Annotated in this window: 16 protein-coding genes; all 16 read right to left on the bottom strand. The window is 74.3% G+C overall.

The features are described 5' to 3' along the window. Window positions 1-28: 28 nt before the first annotated feature. On the bottom strand, window positions 29-709 hold the full coding sequence (lepB, locus tag RCG67_RS09155; RefSeq protein WP_368825820.1) for a signal peptidase I: 681 nt from the start codon (window positions 707-709) through the stop codon (window positions 29-31). 14 nt (window positions 710-723) lie between these two features. Beyond that, window positions 724-1,128: a 50S ribosomal protein L19 gene (gene rplS, locus RCG67_RS09150; RefSeq protein WP_368825819.1), complete on the bottom strand. Its 405-nt coding sequence runs from the start codon at window positions 1,126-1,128 to the stop codon at window positions 724-726. A 194-nt stretch (window positions 1,129-1,322) separates the two neighbouring features. Continuing rightward, entirely contained in the window at window positions 1,323-2,159 is an 837-nt protein-coding gene (gene trmD / locus RCG67_RS09145; protein WP_368825818.1) for a tRNA (guanosine(37)-N1)-methyltransferase TrmD, read from the bottom strand. Next, on the bottom strand, window positions 2,159-2,782 hold the full coding sequence (gene rimM / locus RCG67_RS09140; RefSeq protein WP_368825817.1) for a ribosome maturation factor RimM: 624 nt from the start codon (window positions 2,780-2,782) through the stop codon (window positions 2,159-2,161). The genes trmD and rimM overlap by 1 nt, the downstream gene beginning before the upstream one ends. Window positions 2,783-2,933: 151 nt before the next feature. Continuing rightward, a complete protein-coding gene (locus RCG67_RS09135; RefSeq protein ID WP_017833757.1) occupies window positions 2,934-3,176 on the bottom strand; it encodes an RNA-binding protein in 243 nt (80 codons plus the stop codon). A 2-nt stretch (window positions 3,177-3,178) separates the two neighbouring features. Beyond that, a complete protein-coding gene (gene rpsP / locus RCG67_RS09130; RefSeq protein WP_058874613.1) occupies window positions 3,179-3,613 on the bottom strand; it encodes a 30S ribosomal protein S16 in 435 nt (144 codons plus the stop codon). A 180-nt stretch (window positions 3,614-3,793) separates the two neighbouring features. Beyond that, window positions 3,794-4,975: an ABC transporter permease gene (locus RCG67_RS09125; RefSeq protein WP_368825816.1), complete on the bottom strand. Its 1,182-nt coding sequence runs from the start codon at window positions 4,973-4,975 to the stop codon at window positions 3,794-3,796. Further along, the gene (locus RCG67_RS09120) at window positions 4,972-5,913 is read right to left on the bottom strand and encodes an ABC transporter ATP-binding protein (protein WP_368825815.1); all 942 of its coding nucleotides are present in this window, start codon (window positions 5,911-5,913) and stop codon (window positions 4,972-4,974) included. The genes RCG67_RS09125 and RCG67_RS09120 overlap by 4 nt, the downstream gene beginning before the upstream one ends. 157 nt (window positions 5,914-6,070) lie before the next feature. Then, complete coding sequence (locus RCG67_RS09115; RefSeq protein ID WP_368825814.1) at window positions 6,071-6,751, bottom strand: response regulator; 681 nt, start codon at window positions 6,749-6,751, stop codon at window positions 6,071-6,073. After that, complete coding sequence (locus RCG67_RS09110; RefSeq protein WP_368825813.1) at window positions 6,748-8,259, bottom strand: sensor histidine kinase; 1,512 nt, start codon at window positions 8,257-8,259, stop codon at window positions 6,748-6,750. The genes RCG67_RS09115 and RCG67_RS09110 overlap by 4 nt, the downstream gene beginning before the upstream one ends. 67 nt (window positions 8,260-8,326) lie before the next feature. Then, on the bottom strand, window positions 8,327-9,634 hold the full coding sequence (locus RCG67_RS09105; protein WP_368825812.1) for a hypothetical protein: 1,308 nt from the start codon (window positions 9,632-9,634) through the stop codon (window positions 8,327-8,329). Between the two features lie 70 nt (window positions 9,635-9,704). After that, window positions 9,705-10,190 carry an NUDIX domain-containing protein gene (locus RCG67_RS09100; RefSeq protein WP_368825811.1) on the bottom strand — a complete coding sequence of 162 codons (486 nt, stop codon included), beginning with the start codon at window positions 10,188-10,190 and terminating at the stop codon, window positions 9,705-9,707. Window positions 10,191-10,197: 7 nt separating this feature from the next. After that, window positions 10,198-11,781, bottom strand: coding sequence for a signal recognition particle protein (ffh, locus tag RCG67_RS09095; protein WP_058874619.1), 1,584 nt, complete (start codon window positions 11,779-11,781; stop codon window positions 10,198-10,200). 198 nt (window positions 11,782-11,979) lie between these two features. Beyond that, on the bottom strand, window positions 11,980-12,318 hold the full coding sequence (locus RCG67_RS09090; protein ID WP_058874620.1) for a P-II family nitrogen regulator: 339 nt from the start codon (window positions 12,316-12,318) through the stop codon (window positions 11,980-11,982). 51 nt (window positions 12,319-12,369) lie between these two features. Further along, window positions 12,370-13,683 carry an ammonium transporter gene (locus RCG67_RS09085; RefSeq protein WP_368825810.1) on the bottom strand — a complete coding sequence of 438 codons (1,314 nt, stop codon included), beginning with the start codon at window positions 13,681-13,683 and terminating at the stop codon, window positions 12,370-12,372. 209 nt (window positions 13,684-13,892) lie between these two features. After that, window positions 13,893-15,038 (bottom strand): signal recognition particle-docking protein FtsY, encoded by a 1,146-nt coding sequence (ftsY, locus tag RCG67_RS09080; RefSeq protein WP_368825809.1) that lies wholly within the window; start codon window positions 15,036-15,038, stop codon window positions 13,893-13,895. Window positions 15,039-15,114: the final 76 nt, after the last annotated feature.

Raw genomic sequence — 15,114 nt, 5'->3', positions numbered from 1 at the left:
GTCCGGATCCGGATCCGTGCGGATCGCGTCAGAGCTGCCCGGCCCGGTCCCAGGGCCACAGAACAGCAAGGGGTTCTCCGATGACCTTATCCGCTCGGACCAGTCCGCCACCGGGCGCGCCGAGCAGATGGCGCGAGTCCACGGAGGCCGAACGGTGGTCGCCCATCAGCCAGAGACGGCCCTCGGGGACCACCACGGAGAACTCGACCTCGCTGGGGCGGTCGCCGTCCAGGACGTAGTCCTCGGTGATCTCCTCGCCGTCGACCTCGAGACGGCCGCCGGGACCGCAGCAGGCCACGGTGTCCCCGGGGGCGCCGACGACCCGCTTGAGGTACACGCTGTCCGAGCCGGTGAGCCCGCTCCACCGACCGAGGGTCTGCAGGGCCTGCACGGGCCACGGGTCGTCGCTGCGCAGCGGGGCGAAGCTGCCCCGCCCGTCGAAGACCACGAGGTCGCCCCGTTCGAGCTCCGTCGTGTCGACGAGCTTGCCGACGAGCACCCGGTCCCCCGGTTCGACGGTGGGCTGCATCGAGTCCGAGCCGATCCAGTAGACGTCGACGACGACGGCGCGCAGCAGCCCGGTGACCAGCACGGCCGCCAGGAGGGCGAGGACGACGGAACGCCAGCCCCGAGCTCGGGGCTGGCGTTCTCGCCGCACGGCGTGGGACCCGGTGGCGCGGGGGTCCCGTGCGCGGGTTCCGGTGGACACGGACGCGCGGCGTCCTACTTGCCGGACCTGCCGGACTTGACGGCCTTGCCCGACTTCGAGGACTTGGCCGTGGTGTTGTCGCGCTTCTCGCGGATGCGGGCGGCCTTGCCGTGGCGGTCGCGCATGTAGTAGAGCTTCGCGCGCCGGACGTCGCCGCGGGTGACGACCTCGATCTTCTCGATGACCGGGGAGTGCACCGGGAAGGTGCGCTCCACGCCCACGCCGAAGGAGACCTTGCGGACGGTGAAGGTCTCGTGCACGCCGGCGCCCTGGCGGCCGAGGACGAAGCCCTTGAAGACCTGCACACGGGAGCGGTTGCCCTCGACGATGTTGACGTGCACGTTGAGGGTGTCGCCCGGCCGGAAGTCGGGGACGTCGCTGCGCAGGGACTTGGCGTCGAGCTGGTCGAGAATGTTCATGGTGGCTCTCCTGGTGAACGCCGCAGGTCGCTCACGTGGGTCGGCACGGATCCGTGGCGGCGGGCGGGTGCCCGGACCGGGTGCGGGATCCGCAAGACGTGGTGACGGGCCCCGTGCGGGGTTCCCGGGTGTCCGGCTGTTGGTCGCTCATCCCCCTGCGGCAGGGGCGTGCCCAGCAGACACACAGCTGAACATTATGCCACAGGTTCCCCGGGGGCGTCGTCCCCGGCGCGCACCAGGCGAGCACCCGAGACGGTCCAGCCGGCCTCGGCGAGGACGGCGCGGTCCGCGCGGTCCAGGCCCGCGGGGTCGAGGGAGGCGAGGAGGTCGGGGCGGCGGGCGGCGGTCCGCTGCAGCTGGCGGTCCCGCCGCCAGCGCGCGATCCGGCCGTGGTGGCCCGAGAGCAGGACCTCGGGGACCGGCCGGTCCCGCCACAGGGCGGGCTTGGTGTAGACCGGGTACTCCAGCAGGCCGTCGGCGTGGGACTCCTCCACGAGGGACTCGGGGTTGCCGACCACGCCGGGCACGAGCCGCCCGATGGCCTCGACCATGGCCAGCACGGCGACCTCGCCGCCGTTGAGGACGTAGTCGCCGAGGCTCGTGGGACGGACGTCGAAGTGCTCGCGGGACCAGTCGACGACGCGCTCGTCGATGCCCTCGTAGCGCCCGCAGGCGAACACGAGGTGCTCGCGCAGGGCCAGCTCGCGGGCGGTGGCCTGGGTGAAGACCGCGCCGGCCGGGGACGGGACGACCAGCACCGGACGCTCGCCGCCGGCCTCGGGGCCGGCGGCCGGGGCCGGGCTGCGCTCGAGGACGGCGCCGAGCGCCGCGGCCCACGGCTCCGGCTTCATGACCATCCCGGCCCCGCCGCCGTAGGGGGTGTCGTCCACGGTGCGGTGCCGGTCGGTCGTGTGCTCGCGCAGGTCCGTCACGGTCAGCTCGAGGAGGCCCTGCCGCCGGGCCTTGCCGATGAGCGAGAGCTCGAGGGCCGAGAGGTACTCGGGGAAGATGCTGACGACGTCGATGCGCATCAGCGCCCGCCCTCCGGCGCCCCGGCGCCGGCGTCCCCGCCCCCGGTCCCGTCGCCGTCGTGCTCGGCGGCGTCGGCCGGTCCCCCCTCGCGGCCGAGCTCGAGCAGCCCCGGCGGCGGGGTCACCACGACGAAGCCGCCCTCGGGGTCGACGACCGGCACGATCTCCTCGACGAAGGGGAGCACGGCCTCGCGCCGGTCCTCGTCGAGCTCGATCTCCAGCAGGTCCTGGACCGGCAGGGTGCGCAGCCCGGTGACCACCCCGATCCGCGGCCCCGAGCCGTCCTCCGGCCCGGTGCGCACCTCGAGGTCGACCAGTTCGTGCTCGTACCACTCGTCGGACCCGGGGTCCTCCTCCGGCGCCTCGGCGAAGAGCCGGGCGCCGCGCAGGGTCTCGGCCCCGTTGCGGTCGGGGACCTCCTCGAGGGCCACGACGAGCACGGCCTTGTTCCAGCGCGCCCCGCGCACGGTGACCTCGCCCGCGGGGGCGAGGGGGACGGACGGCTCGAGCAGCAGCCGGGCCCCGGGGGCGAAGCGCTCCTCCGGGGCGTCGGTGAACAGCTGCACGGTGACCTCCCCCCGGATGCCGTGGGGCTTGCCGACGCGGGCGACCTGGACCTTCATGGTGCTCCTGGGGGTCGGCGGCCGGGTGGCCGCGGGAACGGGGTGCGGTGGCGGCCGGCGGGGGCCGCAAAGCCGACGGTCCCCGCATCCGGTGCGGATGCGGGGACCGTGCGGTCGGCGGGACCGGTCGCCGGGGCGCCCGGTGCGCGCCTCAGCGGGTGCGGTCGGTGTCGACGACGTCGATCCGGACCGGGCCGTCCTCGGCGAGCGCGCCCACGACGGTGCGCAGCGCCTTGGCCGTGCGGCCCTGGCGGCCGATGACCCGCCCGAGGTCGTCCGGGTGCACCCGGACCTCGAGGGTCTCCGACCGGCGCCCGCTCTTGACACGGACGTCGACGTCATCGGGGCTGTCCACGATGCCGCGGACCAGGTGCTCCAACGCGTCGGCGAGCATGACTACTCGGCCTTCTCGGCGTCAGCCGCGGGGGCGTCGTCGGACTCGGCACCCGGGGCGGCCGGCGCGGCCTTCTCGCCCTTGGGGGTGATGGCCTCGGGGACGATCACGGAGCCCTTGTCCGGGGCCACGAACTCGCTCTTGGGCTCGGGCTGCCGGAGGGTGCCCTCGGCGCCCTCCTCGCCCTTGAACCGCTGCAGGTCGCCGGTCACCTTCAGGATCGCGGCGACGGCCTCGGACGGCTGGGCGCCGACGCCGAGCCAGTACTGGGCCCGGTCCGAGACGACCTCGATGTAGGAGGGGTGCTCGGTCGGGTGGTACTTGCCGATCTCCTCGATGACGCGGCCGTCGCGCTTCTTGCGGGAGTCGACGACGACGACGCGGTAACGGGGATCGCGCATCTTGCCCATGCGCTTGAGACGGATCTTAACAGCCACTGGTGTGGACTCTCCTGGTTCTTGGATGAGGTGAACGCCCTGGTCTCGCTCCCGTGGGGCGGGCCGGTCACAGGGGTTCTGTGGACACGAGAAACGTGCGGCGAGAGGGACCGCACGCATCGAGTACCCATCCAGTATGCCAGACGCCGTCAAGTCCGGGGCACCACGGCGCGCACCCGGTCACTGCTCGAGCCGCGAGGCCTCCCGCCACGTGAGGGAGCGCCCGCCCTGGAACACGGCACGCCGGTAGATCCGCTCCCCCAGGCGCAGCAGCACCCAGGCCGCGGCGAGGGCGAGCGCGAGGGACAGCACGGGCTGCCACCAGGCCACGCCGCCGGCCAGCATCCGGACGGGCATGGCCACCGAGGAGACGACGGGCACGAAGGACGCGGCCGTGAGCCACGCCCCCTCGGCGTAGAGGCCGACGAGGAGGGCGCCGACGAGCACGGTCAGGATCGGCCCGCTGCTCGTCTGGAGGTCCTCGGAGCGGGAGGCCAGCGAGCCGAGGACGGCCCAGACGCAGGCCTGCGCGGCGAAGCCCGCCACGAAGAAGGCGACGAACCAGCCGGAGGCGGCGAGGACCCAGCCGACGTCCGCGGCGGCCCCCGTGACGTTGACCCCGACGAGGCCGACCGCGGCGTAGAGCCCGAGCTGCCCGAAGGCGAGCAGGCAGCTGCCGAGCACCTTGCCGTAGAGCAGCTGCCGGACCGGGACGGCGGTGGCCAGGATCTCGACGACCCGGTTCTGCTTCTCCTCGAGCACCGAGTTGGCGATGGCCATGCCGAACAGGATCGCGGCCAGGTAGAACAGGAAGGCGAAGACGAAGCCCATGACGAGCCGCACGGGGCCGCGGTCCTGCCCGCCGGAGAGCAGCTCGGTGCGCACCTCGGCGCCCGCGGTCAGCTCCTCGGCGGTCGTCCCCGCCGCCCGGGCGTTGGCCGCGAGGGTCTCCTCGGCCACCGCCTGCTCGAGCGCCCGGGCGAGCCCGGGGTCGACGTCGTCCTTGCCGACCACCGTCCACCCGTCGAGGCCCCGCAGCAGCGCGGCGTCGGCGGACTCGTCGGCCACCGCCCGGCGGGCCGCGTCCCGGGAGTGCGCAGAGTGCACCGTGAGGGTGTCGTCCCCACTGTCGGCGAGCGCCTGCGCGGCCCGTGCCGCGACGGGCCCGGCCTCGGGGGCCGCAGTGGCCAGCACGTGGTCGGCGGCGCGGCCGCCGAGCAGGGCGGAGCCGGCGATCGAGCCGGCCACGAGGAGCACCGTGACCACCGTGGAGAGCAGGAAGGACCGGTCGTGCAGCTTCACGGAGATCTCGCGGGCCGTGACGATCCACCACGGGCGGGCCGCGGGCGGGCGGGGGCTCATCGGGTGACCTCGCGGTAGACGTCGGCCAGGGAGGGGACGATCTCGGCGAACTCCAGGAGTCCGCGGGGCACGGCCGCCTCGAGCACGCGGCGGCGGGCATCCGCGTCCTCGAGCTCGAGCACCGCGGCCGGGCCGTCGACGTCGACCACGCGCACGCCCCGCACGTCCCGCACCCAGCCGGCGTCCTGCTCGCAGCGCAGCCGGTGCCGGCGCGTGCCGGTGCGGCGCAGCTCGTCGGCCGGGCCGGCGGCCAGGACCCGGCCGCCGGAGAGCACGACCAGGGAGTCGCAGAGCCGGTCGACGAGGTCGAGCTGGTGGCTCGAGAAGAGCACGGGCACCCCCTGGGCCGTGTGCTCGCGCAGCAGCTCGACCATGGAGTCCACGGCCACGGGGTCCAGGCCGGAGAACGGCTCGTCCAGCATCAGGGCGGCGGGCCCGTGCAGGAGCGCGGCGGCGACCTGCACCCGCTGCTGGTTGCCGAGCGAGAGGGACTCCAGCCTGTCCTTTCCGCGCGCGGCCAGGCCGAAGCGCTCCAGCAGCCGTCCGGCCTGCGCGAGGGCGTCGCCGCGGTCCATCCCGTGGAGCCGGCCGAGGTAGCCGAGCTGGTCGAGGACGGGCTGCTTGGGGTAGAGCCCCCGCTCCTCGGGCATGTAGCCGAAGCCGGCCCGGTCCGCCGCGGTGGCCGGTCGACCGTCCCACAGGACCTCACCCGAGGAGACCCGCAGCACGCCCATCAGCATCCGCAGGGTCGTGGTCTTGCCCGCGCCGTTCGCGCCGACGAATCCGGTCATCCGGCCGGGCTCCACCCGGAAGGAGACGTCCTGGACCACGGCCCGGCCCCCGAAGGACCGGCTCAGCCCCCGCGCCTCCAGGACGTGTCCCCCGGGGCGGCCCCGGAAGCGGGTGGTGGTCGCCGCGGGTGCGGTGCTGGTGCTCATGGGCCCGGGGTCCTCTCGGCCGGCGCGGCCGCCCGGCGGGTGGCTCGTCCTCCAGCCTACGAAGGCCGGGGCCCCGGGGAATCCCCACCCGGGCGGAGGGCGTGCGCCCCCGGGGCCGGGCTCCGCCCGGTGGCCTCCGCCGCGGGGCGGAGCCGGCTCAGCCGACCAGGCCCGCCCGGTGGGCGAAGACGACGGCCTGGACCCGGTCCCGGGAGCCCGTCTTGGCGAGGATGTTGGACACGTGGGTCTTGACGGTGGCGGGCCCGAGGTACAGCCGCTGGGCGATCTCGGCGTTGGAGAGCCCGTCCGAGACGAGCAGCAGCACCTCGTGCTCCCGCTCGGTGAGGGAGTCGAGGATCCGCCGCTGCGCGGGGCCGGGCGGTGCGGGAGCGGCCTCCGGGACGGGCGCCGGGGCCGGCGCGTCCGTGGTCAGGGCCCGGATCACGCGCAGCGTGGCCTCGGGGGCGAGCAGCGCGTGGCCCCCCGCGACGGCACGCACGGCCTCCACCAGGTCGTCCGGGTCCGCGTTCTTGAGCAGGAACCCGCTGGCCCCCGCGGCGAGCGCGTCGAAGAGGTAGTCCTCGCGGTCGAACGTGGTGACGATCACGACCTTGGCGCACCCCGTTCCGACGATCCGGCGGGTGGCCTCGATGCCGTCCATGACGGGCATCTGCACGTCGAGCAGGGCGACGTCCACGGCCTCGTCGCGGGCGGCGGCGACGGCCTCCGCGCCGTCGGAGGCCTGGGCGACGACCTCGATGTCGTCCTCCACGGACAGGACCATGGCGAAGCCGGAGCGCACGAGGGCGTGGTCGTCGGCGAGCAGGACGCGGATCATGCCCCCGATCCTCGCAGACTTCCGCCGGTGTCCCGGGCAGCGGCGCGGACGGGGGCGCGGACGTCGGGCTCGGCGGCTCCCGTGCCGGTGCCGCCGGGGGGCAGGGGGCACCGGGTGCGGACCCGCCAGCCGGGCCGGCCCGTCCGCGGCCCGATCTCCGCCTCCCCGCCGTGCAGGCGGACGCGCTCGCGCAGCCCCTGGAGGCCGAAGCCGGTGCCGGCGGTGCCGGGGCGGGCCGAGCCGTCGTCGAGCACCTCGAGCTCGAACCACGGCCCCTGCGGGCCGCGGCCGGTGCGCAGGGTGACGGACGCCGTGGTGGCCGTCGAGTGGCGGATCACGTTGGACAGGGACTCCTGGGCGCACCGGAAGGCCGACAGGCCGAGGGCCGGCGGGATCCGGTCCAGGTCACCGGGGACGTCCTCGACCAGCCGGACGTCCACCGCGAGCCCGTTGTCGGCGTGCAGCCGGGCGAGGGCGGCGATGTCGGCCAGGCCGGGGTCGGGCCGCCGCGCCGCGGCGGACGTGCCCCGGCCTGGCCCCGGGGGGCCGTCCTCGCCCTCGGCGCGCAGCACCCCGAGCAGCTGGCGCATCTCCCCCACCGCGGTCCGGCTGGACGCCTCGATGGTGCGCAGCGCGGTGGTGGCGGCGGCCGGGTCACGGCTCAGGACCTTGCGCGCGGCACCGGCCTGGATGCCGATCACGGACACGTGGTGGGCGACGACGTCGTGCAGCTCCCGGGCGATGCGCAGCCGCTCGTCGACGACGGCGCGGCGGGCGATCTCCTGGGACTGCTCCCGGATCCGCTGCGCCTGCGCGGCGAGGCGGTGCTGCTGCAGCGCGGCCCGCCAGGACGCGCGCCCGGCGAGCACCGCCCCGCCGAAGTACACGGCGTTCACGAGCAGCGTGAACACCGCGTAGGACGGCAGCTGGGGCAGCGGCCCGTCGACCTCGCCCAGGCCGGTGAGGAAGTCCGCGTAGGCGTTGGTGACGGTGAAGGCGCCGAGCAGCCACAGGCCCATGGTCCCCACGACCACGGACATCGCGACCCACAGGGCCTGGCGGTCGCGCGACCAGGCGACGGCGGCGTAGAGGGCCGCGAAGTAGGCGCCCTGGAAGGACAGCGTCATGGCCGCCGTGGGGCTGGCGTAGGTCAGGCCCAGGAACAGCGCGGAGGACGCGACCACGACCGGCAGCGGGAAGCGCCGGCGCAGGGCGAGGGGCACCACGATGAGCACGGTGCTGAGGTAGAACCGCCAGGGCTCGTCCCCGTCCGCGAGCCCCGCGTAGCTGTGCACCAGCACGGAGGCCAGCAGCGCGACCAGCAGGAAGCCCAGGGCGGCCAGCACGTCGTTGCGCCGCTGGGCCGCCGTGGGCGCGGGCCGGGACCAGAACGGGTCCTCGGGGTCGTTCAGCCAGGCCGTGACGCGGGACGCGAGCGGGGCGCGCCGGCCGGCGGCCGGGGTGGTCTCCGGCCCGTCGTCCGGGTCCGTGGCGGGTGGGATGTGCACGCCACCCACGGTAGCCCGCGGCCGCGGGCGCGGAACTCCGCCCCGCGGGGGATCCCGCGCCGGGGGCTCAGCCGCGGTGCAGGCCGAAGAAGCGGCGCAGCCGTGCTCGCGAGCCCGGGGCGGGGGGCGCCTCCGGGAGCCGCTCCGCCGTCCCGGCGGCCGGGAGCTGCTCCTCGCTCCGGCGGCGGCGCGCGCCGCGCAGGGCGGCGTAGTAGGCGCTCTCCGCGGCGGCGTCCGCGAGCAGCGCCGCGGAGAGGGTGCCGAGCACGCGCGCCCCGGCCCCGCCGCGCCGGGCCGCCCCGGCGAGCCCCACCCCGAGGGCGGTCTCGGTGCCCGCGACGGCCAGCAGGAGCTCCGGGCGGCGGACGAGGGCCCGCTGGTACCGCGCGAGGAGCCCGTCCCCGGTGGGCTCGATGGTCATCCCCCGCAGCAGGGCCGAGCCCACGCCCGCGGGCTCGTAGTGCTCGGCGCCCTCGGTCCCCGCGAGCTCCCGGCGGCCCTCCACGACCTTGGCGGCCAGCACGGGCAGGCCCAGCAGCTGCAGGACGGACTCCAGGACCAGGTCGGTGGACTCCCCCAGCACGTAGTTGCGCAGCCGGTTGGTCTCGGCCGGGTCGAGGTCGAAGACGGAGGCCACGGACTCGATCTGCAGGTCCGAGGTGCCGCCGGAGCACAGCCGGACGAGATCGCGCTCGAAGCGTGCGGCGGGCGTCTCCTCGGCCTCGACGGACACCCCGCCGGCGGGGAGCCACTCGGGGCCCCACTCGAGGGCGCACACGGCGTCGGCGGCCTCGAGCTCGGTGACGGACGCGGGGTCCTCCCCGGCGAGCAGGACCTCGAAGGAGCGGGTGGCCCCGTCCGAGGACAGCGCCACGGCGGTCTCGGCGAGGCCGGTGCGCACGGCCCAGAAGTCGACCTCCGCGTCGAAGACCACCACGGACCAGCCGTGCCGGGACACCGCGGTGAACCCGGTGCCGGACAGGGCCGCCAGCACGGGCAGCTCGGGCGCGTCCAGGCGCACGAGCAGCACCCGGCGCAGCCCGGGGTGCTCGGGCCGGAGCTGCTGGCCGGTCATCCGCGCGAGCGTCGCGGAGAACTCGTCGAGGGTGCACCCGGCCGCCACGGAGCCGTCCTCGGCGGCCTGCGCCAGCCGGCCCTCGGCGTCGGCGAGGAACATCAGCTGCGTGGCGCGGGGGCCCTCGGCGTAGGCGCTGATCAGGCGGTGGTGGGCGATGATCCTGCGCATCCCCTCGCAGGTGGGCCGCAGCCCGGAGCCGTCGGACGCGGTGGCCTCCGTCGCGCACAGCACCGTGGCGGGCACCAGGTCCCACGTGGAGGCGGGGGATGCGATGTCGTCGGCGGGGAGTGAGGTCATGGCCCCATGCTACGCCGTCGCCGGGGGCGCCCCACGGGTCCGGGGAGCGTCCCCGGCGGCGCGGATCCGCTCAGCCGGGCCCGTCGACGAGCTCGGCCGTGGTCCCGTCCTCGAGGGCCGCCAGCCCCGCCCGCAGCCGGCGGGCCAGCCCGGGCCGCAGGTACCGGTCCAGCTCCGCGGGGGCGGTCCAGCGGTGGCTGAGCAGCTCCTCCTCCTGGACCGTGATGGGCGTGTCGGCGCCGATGACGCCGCCGTCGTAGACGAAGGAGACCGAGTCCCCCCACAGCCCCATGGCCACGCCGTGGTGGACGACGAGCAGCCGGCCCTCGGGCAGGTGCAGGCCGACCTCCTCGACGACCTCGCGGAAGCACCCGGTCCGCGGGTCCTCCCCCGCCTCGACGGTGCCGCCGGGCACGGTCCAGTCCGACTTGTAGTTGGGCTCGACGATCAGCACCCGGCCCGCGGGGTCGCGGATGAGGGCCTCCGCGGCGAGGCGGCGGGTCGGCAGGGAGTCCACGAACTGCTTCAGCTCGCTCTCGGACAGGTAGGAGCTCACGGCGCGATCACTGCCCCAGGAACTTCTCGAAGCCCTTGGGCAGGTTCAGGTCCGCGGGCTCCGGCTGCCCCTGGGCGGCGCCGAACGCCGACCCGGCCGGGGCCTTCTGCTTGCGCTGCTGCTCGAGGGCCGCGTTCTCCTGCGCCCGCTTGGCGGGGTTGCCGGAGCGGGACCCGCCCTTCTTCGCGGAGCCCTTGCCCTTGCCCTTCTTCGGGCCGCCGCCCGCCCCGGGCATCCCGGGGATTCCGCCGGGCATGCCGGGCACGCTCTTGCCCTGGGCCAGGCGCTTCATCATCTTCTGGGCCTGGGCGAAGCGCTCCATGAGCTGGTTCACCTCGGAGACGGTGACGCCGGAGCCCTTGGCGATGCGGGCGCGGCGGGAGCCGTTGATGATCTTCGGGGCCACCCGCTCGTGCGGGGTCATGGACCGGACAATGGCCTCCACGCGGTCGATCTCGCGCTCGTCGAAGTTCTCCAGCTGCTCGCGCATGCCGGCGGCGCCCGGCATCATCATGAGCATCTTCTTCATCGACCCCATCTTGCGCAGCTGCTGCATCTGGGCGAGGAAGTCCTCGAAGGTGAAGTCCTCCTGGTCGGTGAACTTCCGGGCCATCTTCTCGGCCTCGTCGCGGTCCCACTGCTTCTCTGCCTGCTCGATCAGCGTGAGGACGTCGCCCATGTCGAGGATGCGGGACGCCATGCGGTCCGGGTGGAACTGCTCGAAGTCGTCGACGTTCTCGCCGGTGGAGGCGAACATGATGGGCTTGCCGGTCACGGAGGCCACCGACAGCGCGGCGCCGCCGCGGGCGTCGCCGTCGAGCTTGGACAGGACCACGCCCGTGAAGTCGACGCCCTCGTTGAAGGCCTGGGCCGTGTTCACGGCGTCCTGGCCGATCATCGCGTCGATGACGAAGAGCACCTCGTCGGGGCGCACGGCGTCGCGGATGTCGCGGGCCTGCTCCATGAGGGCCTCGTCGATGCCGAGCCGGCCGGCGGTGTCCACGATGACCACGTCGTGCAGGCGCGCTCGGGCCTGGGCCACGCCGTCGCGGGCGACCTGCACGGGATCGCCCGTGGGGTCGTCGAACTCCGAGGTGGTGCCCGGGTGCGGGGCGTAGACCGGCACCCCGGCGCGCTCGCCCACGACCTGCAGCTGGGTGACCGCGTTGGGCCGCTGCAGGTCGGAGGCCACGAGCAGGGGCCGGTGCCCCTGGCCCTTGAGCCACTTGCCGAGCTTGCCGGCCAGGGTCGTCTTGCCGGCGCCCTGGAGGCCGGCGAGCATGATGATCGTGGGGCCGGTCTTGGCCATCCGGATCCGGCGGGTCTGCCCGCCGAGGATGTTCTGCAGCTCCTCGTTGACGATCTTCACGACCTGCTGGCCGGGGTTCAGCGCCTCGGAGACCTCGAGCCCCAGGGCCCGCTCCTTGACCGCGGCGGTGAACTCGCGCACGACCGGCACGGCGACGTCGGCGTCGAGCAGGGCGCGGCGGATCTCCCGCACGGTGGCGTCGACGTCCGCCTCGGTCAGGCGGCCCTTGCCTTTGAGGTTCTTGAAGGTGGCGGTCAACCGGTCGGACAGTGAATTGAACACGGGTCGAAAGCTGCTTTCGTCGAGGGAGGCGGCCGGTGCGCCGCGGTCTGCGCCGCGGGCCGCGGCCCGGCCCGGTGTGGCGGGTCAGTGTCCAAGGTTAGCAACTCCGGGCGGTGCGGGGCCCTCCGCCCTCGCCGCGGCGACGACGACGGCCGGTCCCCTCCCGGTGGAGGGGACCGGCCGTCGGGCCCGGTGGGCTCAGAGCGCCGTCTCGTCGCGCTCGCCGGTGCGCACGCGCACGGCCTGGTGCACGTCGGTGACCCAGACCTTGCCGTCACCGGCGCGGCCGGTGTTGGCGGAGGAGACGATGACGTCCACGATGTCGGTGGCCTGGTGGTCGTCCACGAGGATCTCCACCCGGACCTTCTCGAGCAGGTCCACCGTGTACTCCGCGCCCCGGTAGACCTCGGTGTGCCCGCGCTGCTGCCCGTAGCCGTGCACGTTCTGGACGGTCATGCCCTGGACGCCGTAGGACTCGAGCGCGGACTTGATGTCCTTGAACTTCTCCGGGCGCACGATCGCGGTGACGAGTTTCATGGGAGGGGTGCCTTTCGTGAGGATGGGACGTGCCGGCGGTCGCCGCACGGCTCAGCTGTGCACGGGCTCGGAGCGGCCGGGCTCGAAGGACGTGGCGTCCCCGCCGGCGGTGTGCCGGCCCGGGGTGAAGGAGCCCGTGGCGTCGCCGGCCAGCGCGTAGCCGGACTCGGCGTGCTGGGTGATGTCGATGCCGTCGATCTCGTCCCGCACGGGGATCCGGAAGCCGATGGTCCGGTCGATCACGAAGGCGATGACGAAGGTGAGCACCGCGCAGTAGAGCACCGAGACGAGCACCGCCACGACCTGGGTGAGCAGCAGGCCGGAGCCGCCGCCGTAGAACAGGCCCGCCGTGCCCTCGGAGGGCAGGGCCACGAAGCCCAGGGCCACGGTGCCGACGACGCCGGAGACCAGGTGCACGCCGATCACGTCCAGGGAGTCGTCCATGCGCATCCGGTACTTGAGCCCCACGGCGAGCGCCGAGCAGATGCCGGCCACGAAGCCGATCCCGATCGCCCAGACCGGGGAGACGTTGGCGCAGGCCGGGGTGATGGCCACGAGCCCGGCCACGGCGCCGGACGCGGCGCCCAGGGACGTGGCGTGCTTGTCGCGGATCCGCTCGGTGAGCAGCCAGCCCAGCATCGCGGCGGAGGGGGCCACGAGGGTGTTGATCCAGATGAGCCCGGCCTGCTCCGCGGTGCCGGCGGCGCCGGCGTTGAAGCCGAACCAGCCGAACCACAGGATCGCGGCGCCGAGCATCACGAGCGGCAGGTTGTGGGGGCGCTGGCTCGGGTCCTTGCCGAAGCCCTGGCGGGCGCCGACGATCAGGATGAGGATGAGCGCGGCCACGCCGGCGTTGATGTGCACCACGAGGCCGCCGGCGAAGTCGATGGCCTCGCCGATCGCGGAGCCCACGGCCCCGTCCTCGGTGAGCAGCCCGCCGCCCCACACCATGTACGCCAGGGGGGCGTAGACCAGCGTGGCCCAGACGGGCACGAACACGGCCCAGGCGCCGAAGCGGGCGCGGTCGGCGATCGCCCCGGAGATCAGGGCGACGGTGATGATGGCGAAGGTCCCGCCGTAGGCGGCGCCGAGGAGGTCCTCGCTGCCCAGCACGTCGCCCAGGGCGAAGGACGGCACGGGGCTGCCCGTGAGCCCGCCCAGCAGCGGGTCCCCGCCGCTCATGGAGTAGCCCCACAGCACCCACACCACGGAGACGAACGCGATGGAGATGAAGCTCATCATCATCATGTTCAGGACGCCCTTGGCGCGGGTCATCCCTCCGTAGAACAGGGCCAGTCCCGGGGTCATGAAGAAGACCATGGCTGCCGCGACGATCGTCCACACGTGTCCAGCGGTGATATCCACGATGTGCACCTCTCTCTGAAGGTTGGTTCGGTCACCGGTGCCACTGGCCCGTTCCCCGTGGGGCCGTCCGGTGCTCACCGTTCCCTGTCGAGTCTCCGAGAGAGATGTTTCGTCCGCCGCCGCGCGGCGTTGCGGACATGTTTCACGCCCGCCGCAATGGTTACGCGTACGTGAACTGCGGCGGGCGTGTGGGGGGAAAGGGGGACGGATCAGTCGAGCAGGGCGTCCACGAAGCTCTCCGGCTCGAAGGGCGCCAGGTCGTCCGGCCCCTCGCCGAGGCCGATGAGCTTGACCGGCACCCCGAGGCTCTTCTGGATCGCCACCACGATGCCGCCCTTGGCGGTGCCGTCCAGCTTGGTGAGGACGATGCCGGTGACGTCGACGACCTCGGCGAAGACCCGCGCCTGGGTCATCCCGTTCTGCCCGGTGGTGGCGTCGATGACGAGCAGCACCTCGTCGACGGTCGCGGCCTTCTCCACGACCCGCTTGATCTTCCCGAGCTGGTCCATCAGGCCCGCCTTGTTCTGCAGCCGGCCGGCGGTGTCGATCATCACGACGTCCACCTCGTGCTCGATGCCGGTGGTCACGGCGTCGTAGGCCACGGAGGCGGGGTCGGCGCCCTCGACCTGCGAGCGCACGGTGGGCACGCCCACCCGGGCGCCCCAGGTGGAGAGCTGGTCGGCGGCCGCGGCGCGGAAGGTGTCCGCGGCGCCGAGGACGACGTCCTTGTCCTCGGCGACGAGCACGCGGGCGAGCTTGCCCACGGTGGTGGTCTTGCCGACGCCGTTGACGCCCACCACGAGGACGACGGCGGGGATCGGCCCCTTGCGGTGCACGGCCAGGGACCGGTCCATGGACGGGTCCACCAGGGCGACCAGCTCCTCCCGGAGCATGGCCTTCACGTGGGCGGGGTCGTGGGTGCCCTCGACCTTGACCCGGCGCTGGAGGGCCTCGACGAGGTCCAGGGACGCGTCCGTGCCGAGGTCGGCGAGCAGCAGCGTCTCCTCGATCTCGTCCCACACGTCCTGGTCGATGCGGTCGCGCGAGAGCAGGGCCAGCAGGCCCTTCCCGAAGACGTTGTTGGACTTGGCCAGCCGTCCGCGCAGCCGCGCCATCCGGGACGCCGCCGACTCGGGGCGGTCGAGGGCCGGGCGGGTGGCCTCCGGCGGGACCGGGGCGGTGCCGGGCTCCAGGTCGCCCGGGGCGGCGACCGGACCGCTCTCGAGGTCGTCGGGGTCCCGGGTGGAGGGGTAGCCGCCGCGGGGCGCCTTGGGGCCCCGCAGCAGGACCAGACCGAGCAGCCCGAGGACCACGACGGCGATGAGGACGTAGGCGAGAACGGGTATCGAATCCACGCCTCCCAGCTTCTCACACCGCCCGGCCGCGGGCCGGTGACCGGGGGCCGGGGGCGCCGCCCGGGGTCCTAGACTC

This window comes from Kocuria cellulosilytica (assembly GCF_040981245.1).
GTDB classification, from domain to species: Bacteria; Actinomycetota; Actinomycetes; order Actinomycetales; family Micrococcaceae; genus Kocuria; species Kocuria cellulosilytica.
Note: the sequence above shows the minus strand (reverse complement) of the source record. Positions and strands in the feature narration are given on the sequence as shown.

Excerpts from the sequence above, each read along its gene's own strand:
- rplS (WP_368825819.1), bottom strand. The coding sequence starts at position 1,128 with ATGAACATTCTCGACCAGCTCGACGCCAAGTCCCTGCGCAGCGACGTC.
- trmD (WP_368825818.1), bottom strand. The coding sequence starts at position 2,159 with ATGCGCATCGACGTCGTCAGCATCTTCCCCGAGTACCTCTCGGCCCTC.
- rimM (WP_368825817.1), bottom strand. The coding sequence starts at position 2,782 with ATGAAGGTCCAGGTCGCCCGCGTCGGCAAGCCCCACGGCATCCGGGGG.
- RCG67_RS09135 (WP_017833757.1), bottom strand. The coding sequence starts at position 3,176 with ATGCTCGCCGACGCGTTGGAGCACCTGGTCCGCGGCATCGTGGACAGC.
- RCG67_RS09125 (WP_368825816.1), bottom strand. The coding sequence starts at position 4,975 with ATGAGCCCCCGCCCGCCCGCGGCCCGCCCGTGGTGGATCGTCACGGCC.
- RCG67_RS09120 (WP_368825815.1), bottom strand. The coding sequence starts at position 5,913 with ATGAGCACCAGCACCGCACCCGCGGCGACCACCACCCGCTTCCGGGGC.
- RCG67_RS09115 (WP_368825814.1), bottom strand. The coding sequence starts at position 6,751 with ATGATCCGCGTCCTGCTCGCCGACGACCACGCCCTCGTGCGCTCCGGC.
- RCG67_RS09105 (WP_368825812.1), bottom strand. The coding sequence starts at position 9,634 with ATGACCTCACTCCCCGCCGACGACATCGCATCCCCCGCCTCCACGTGG.
- RCG67_RS09090 (WP_058874620.1), bottom strand. The coding sequence starts at position 12,318 with ATGAAACTCGTCACCGCGATCGTGCGCCCGGAGAAGTTCAAGGACATC.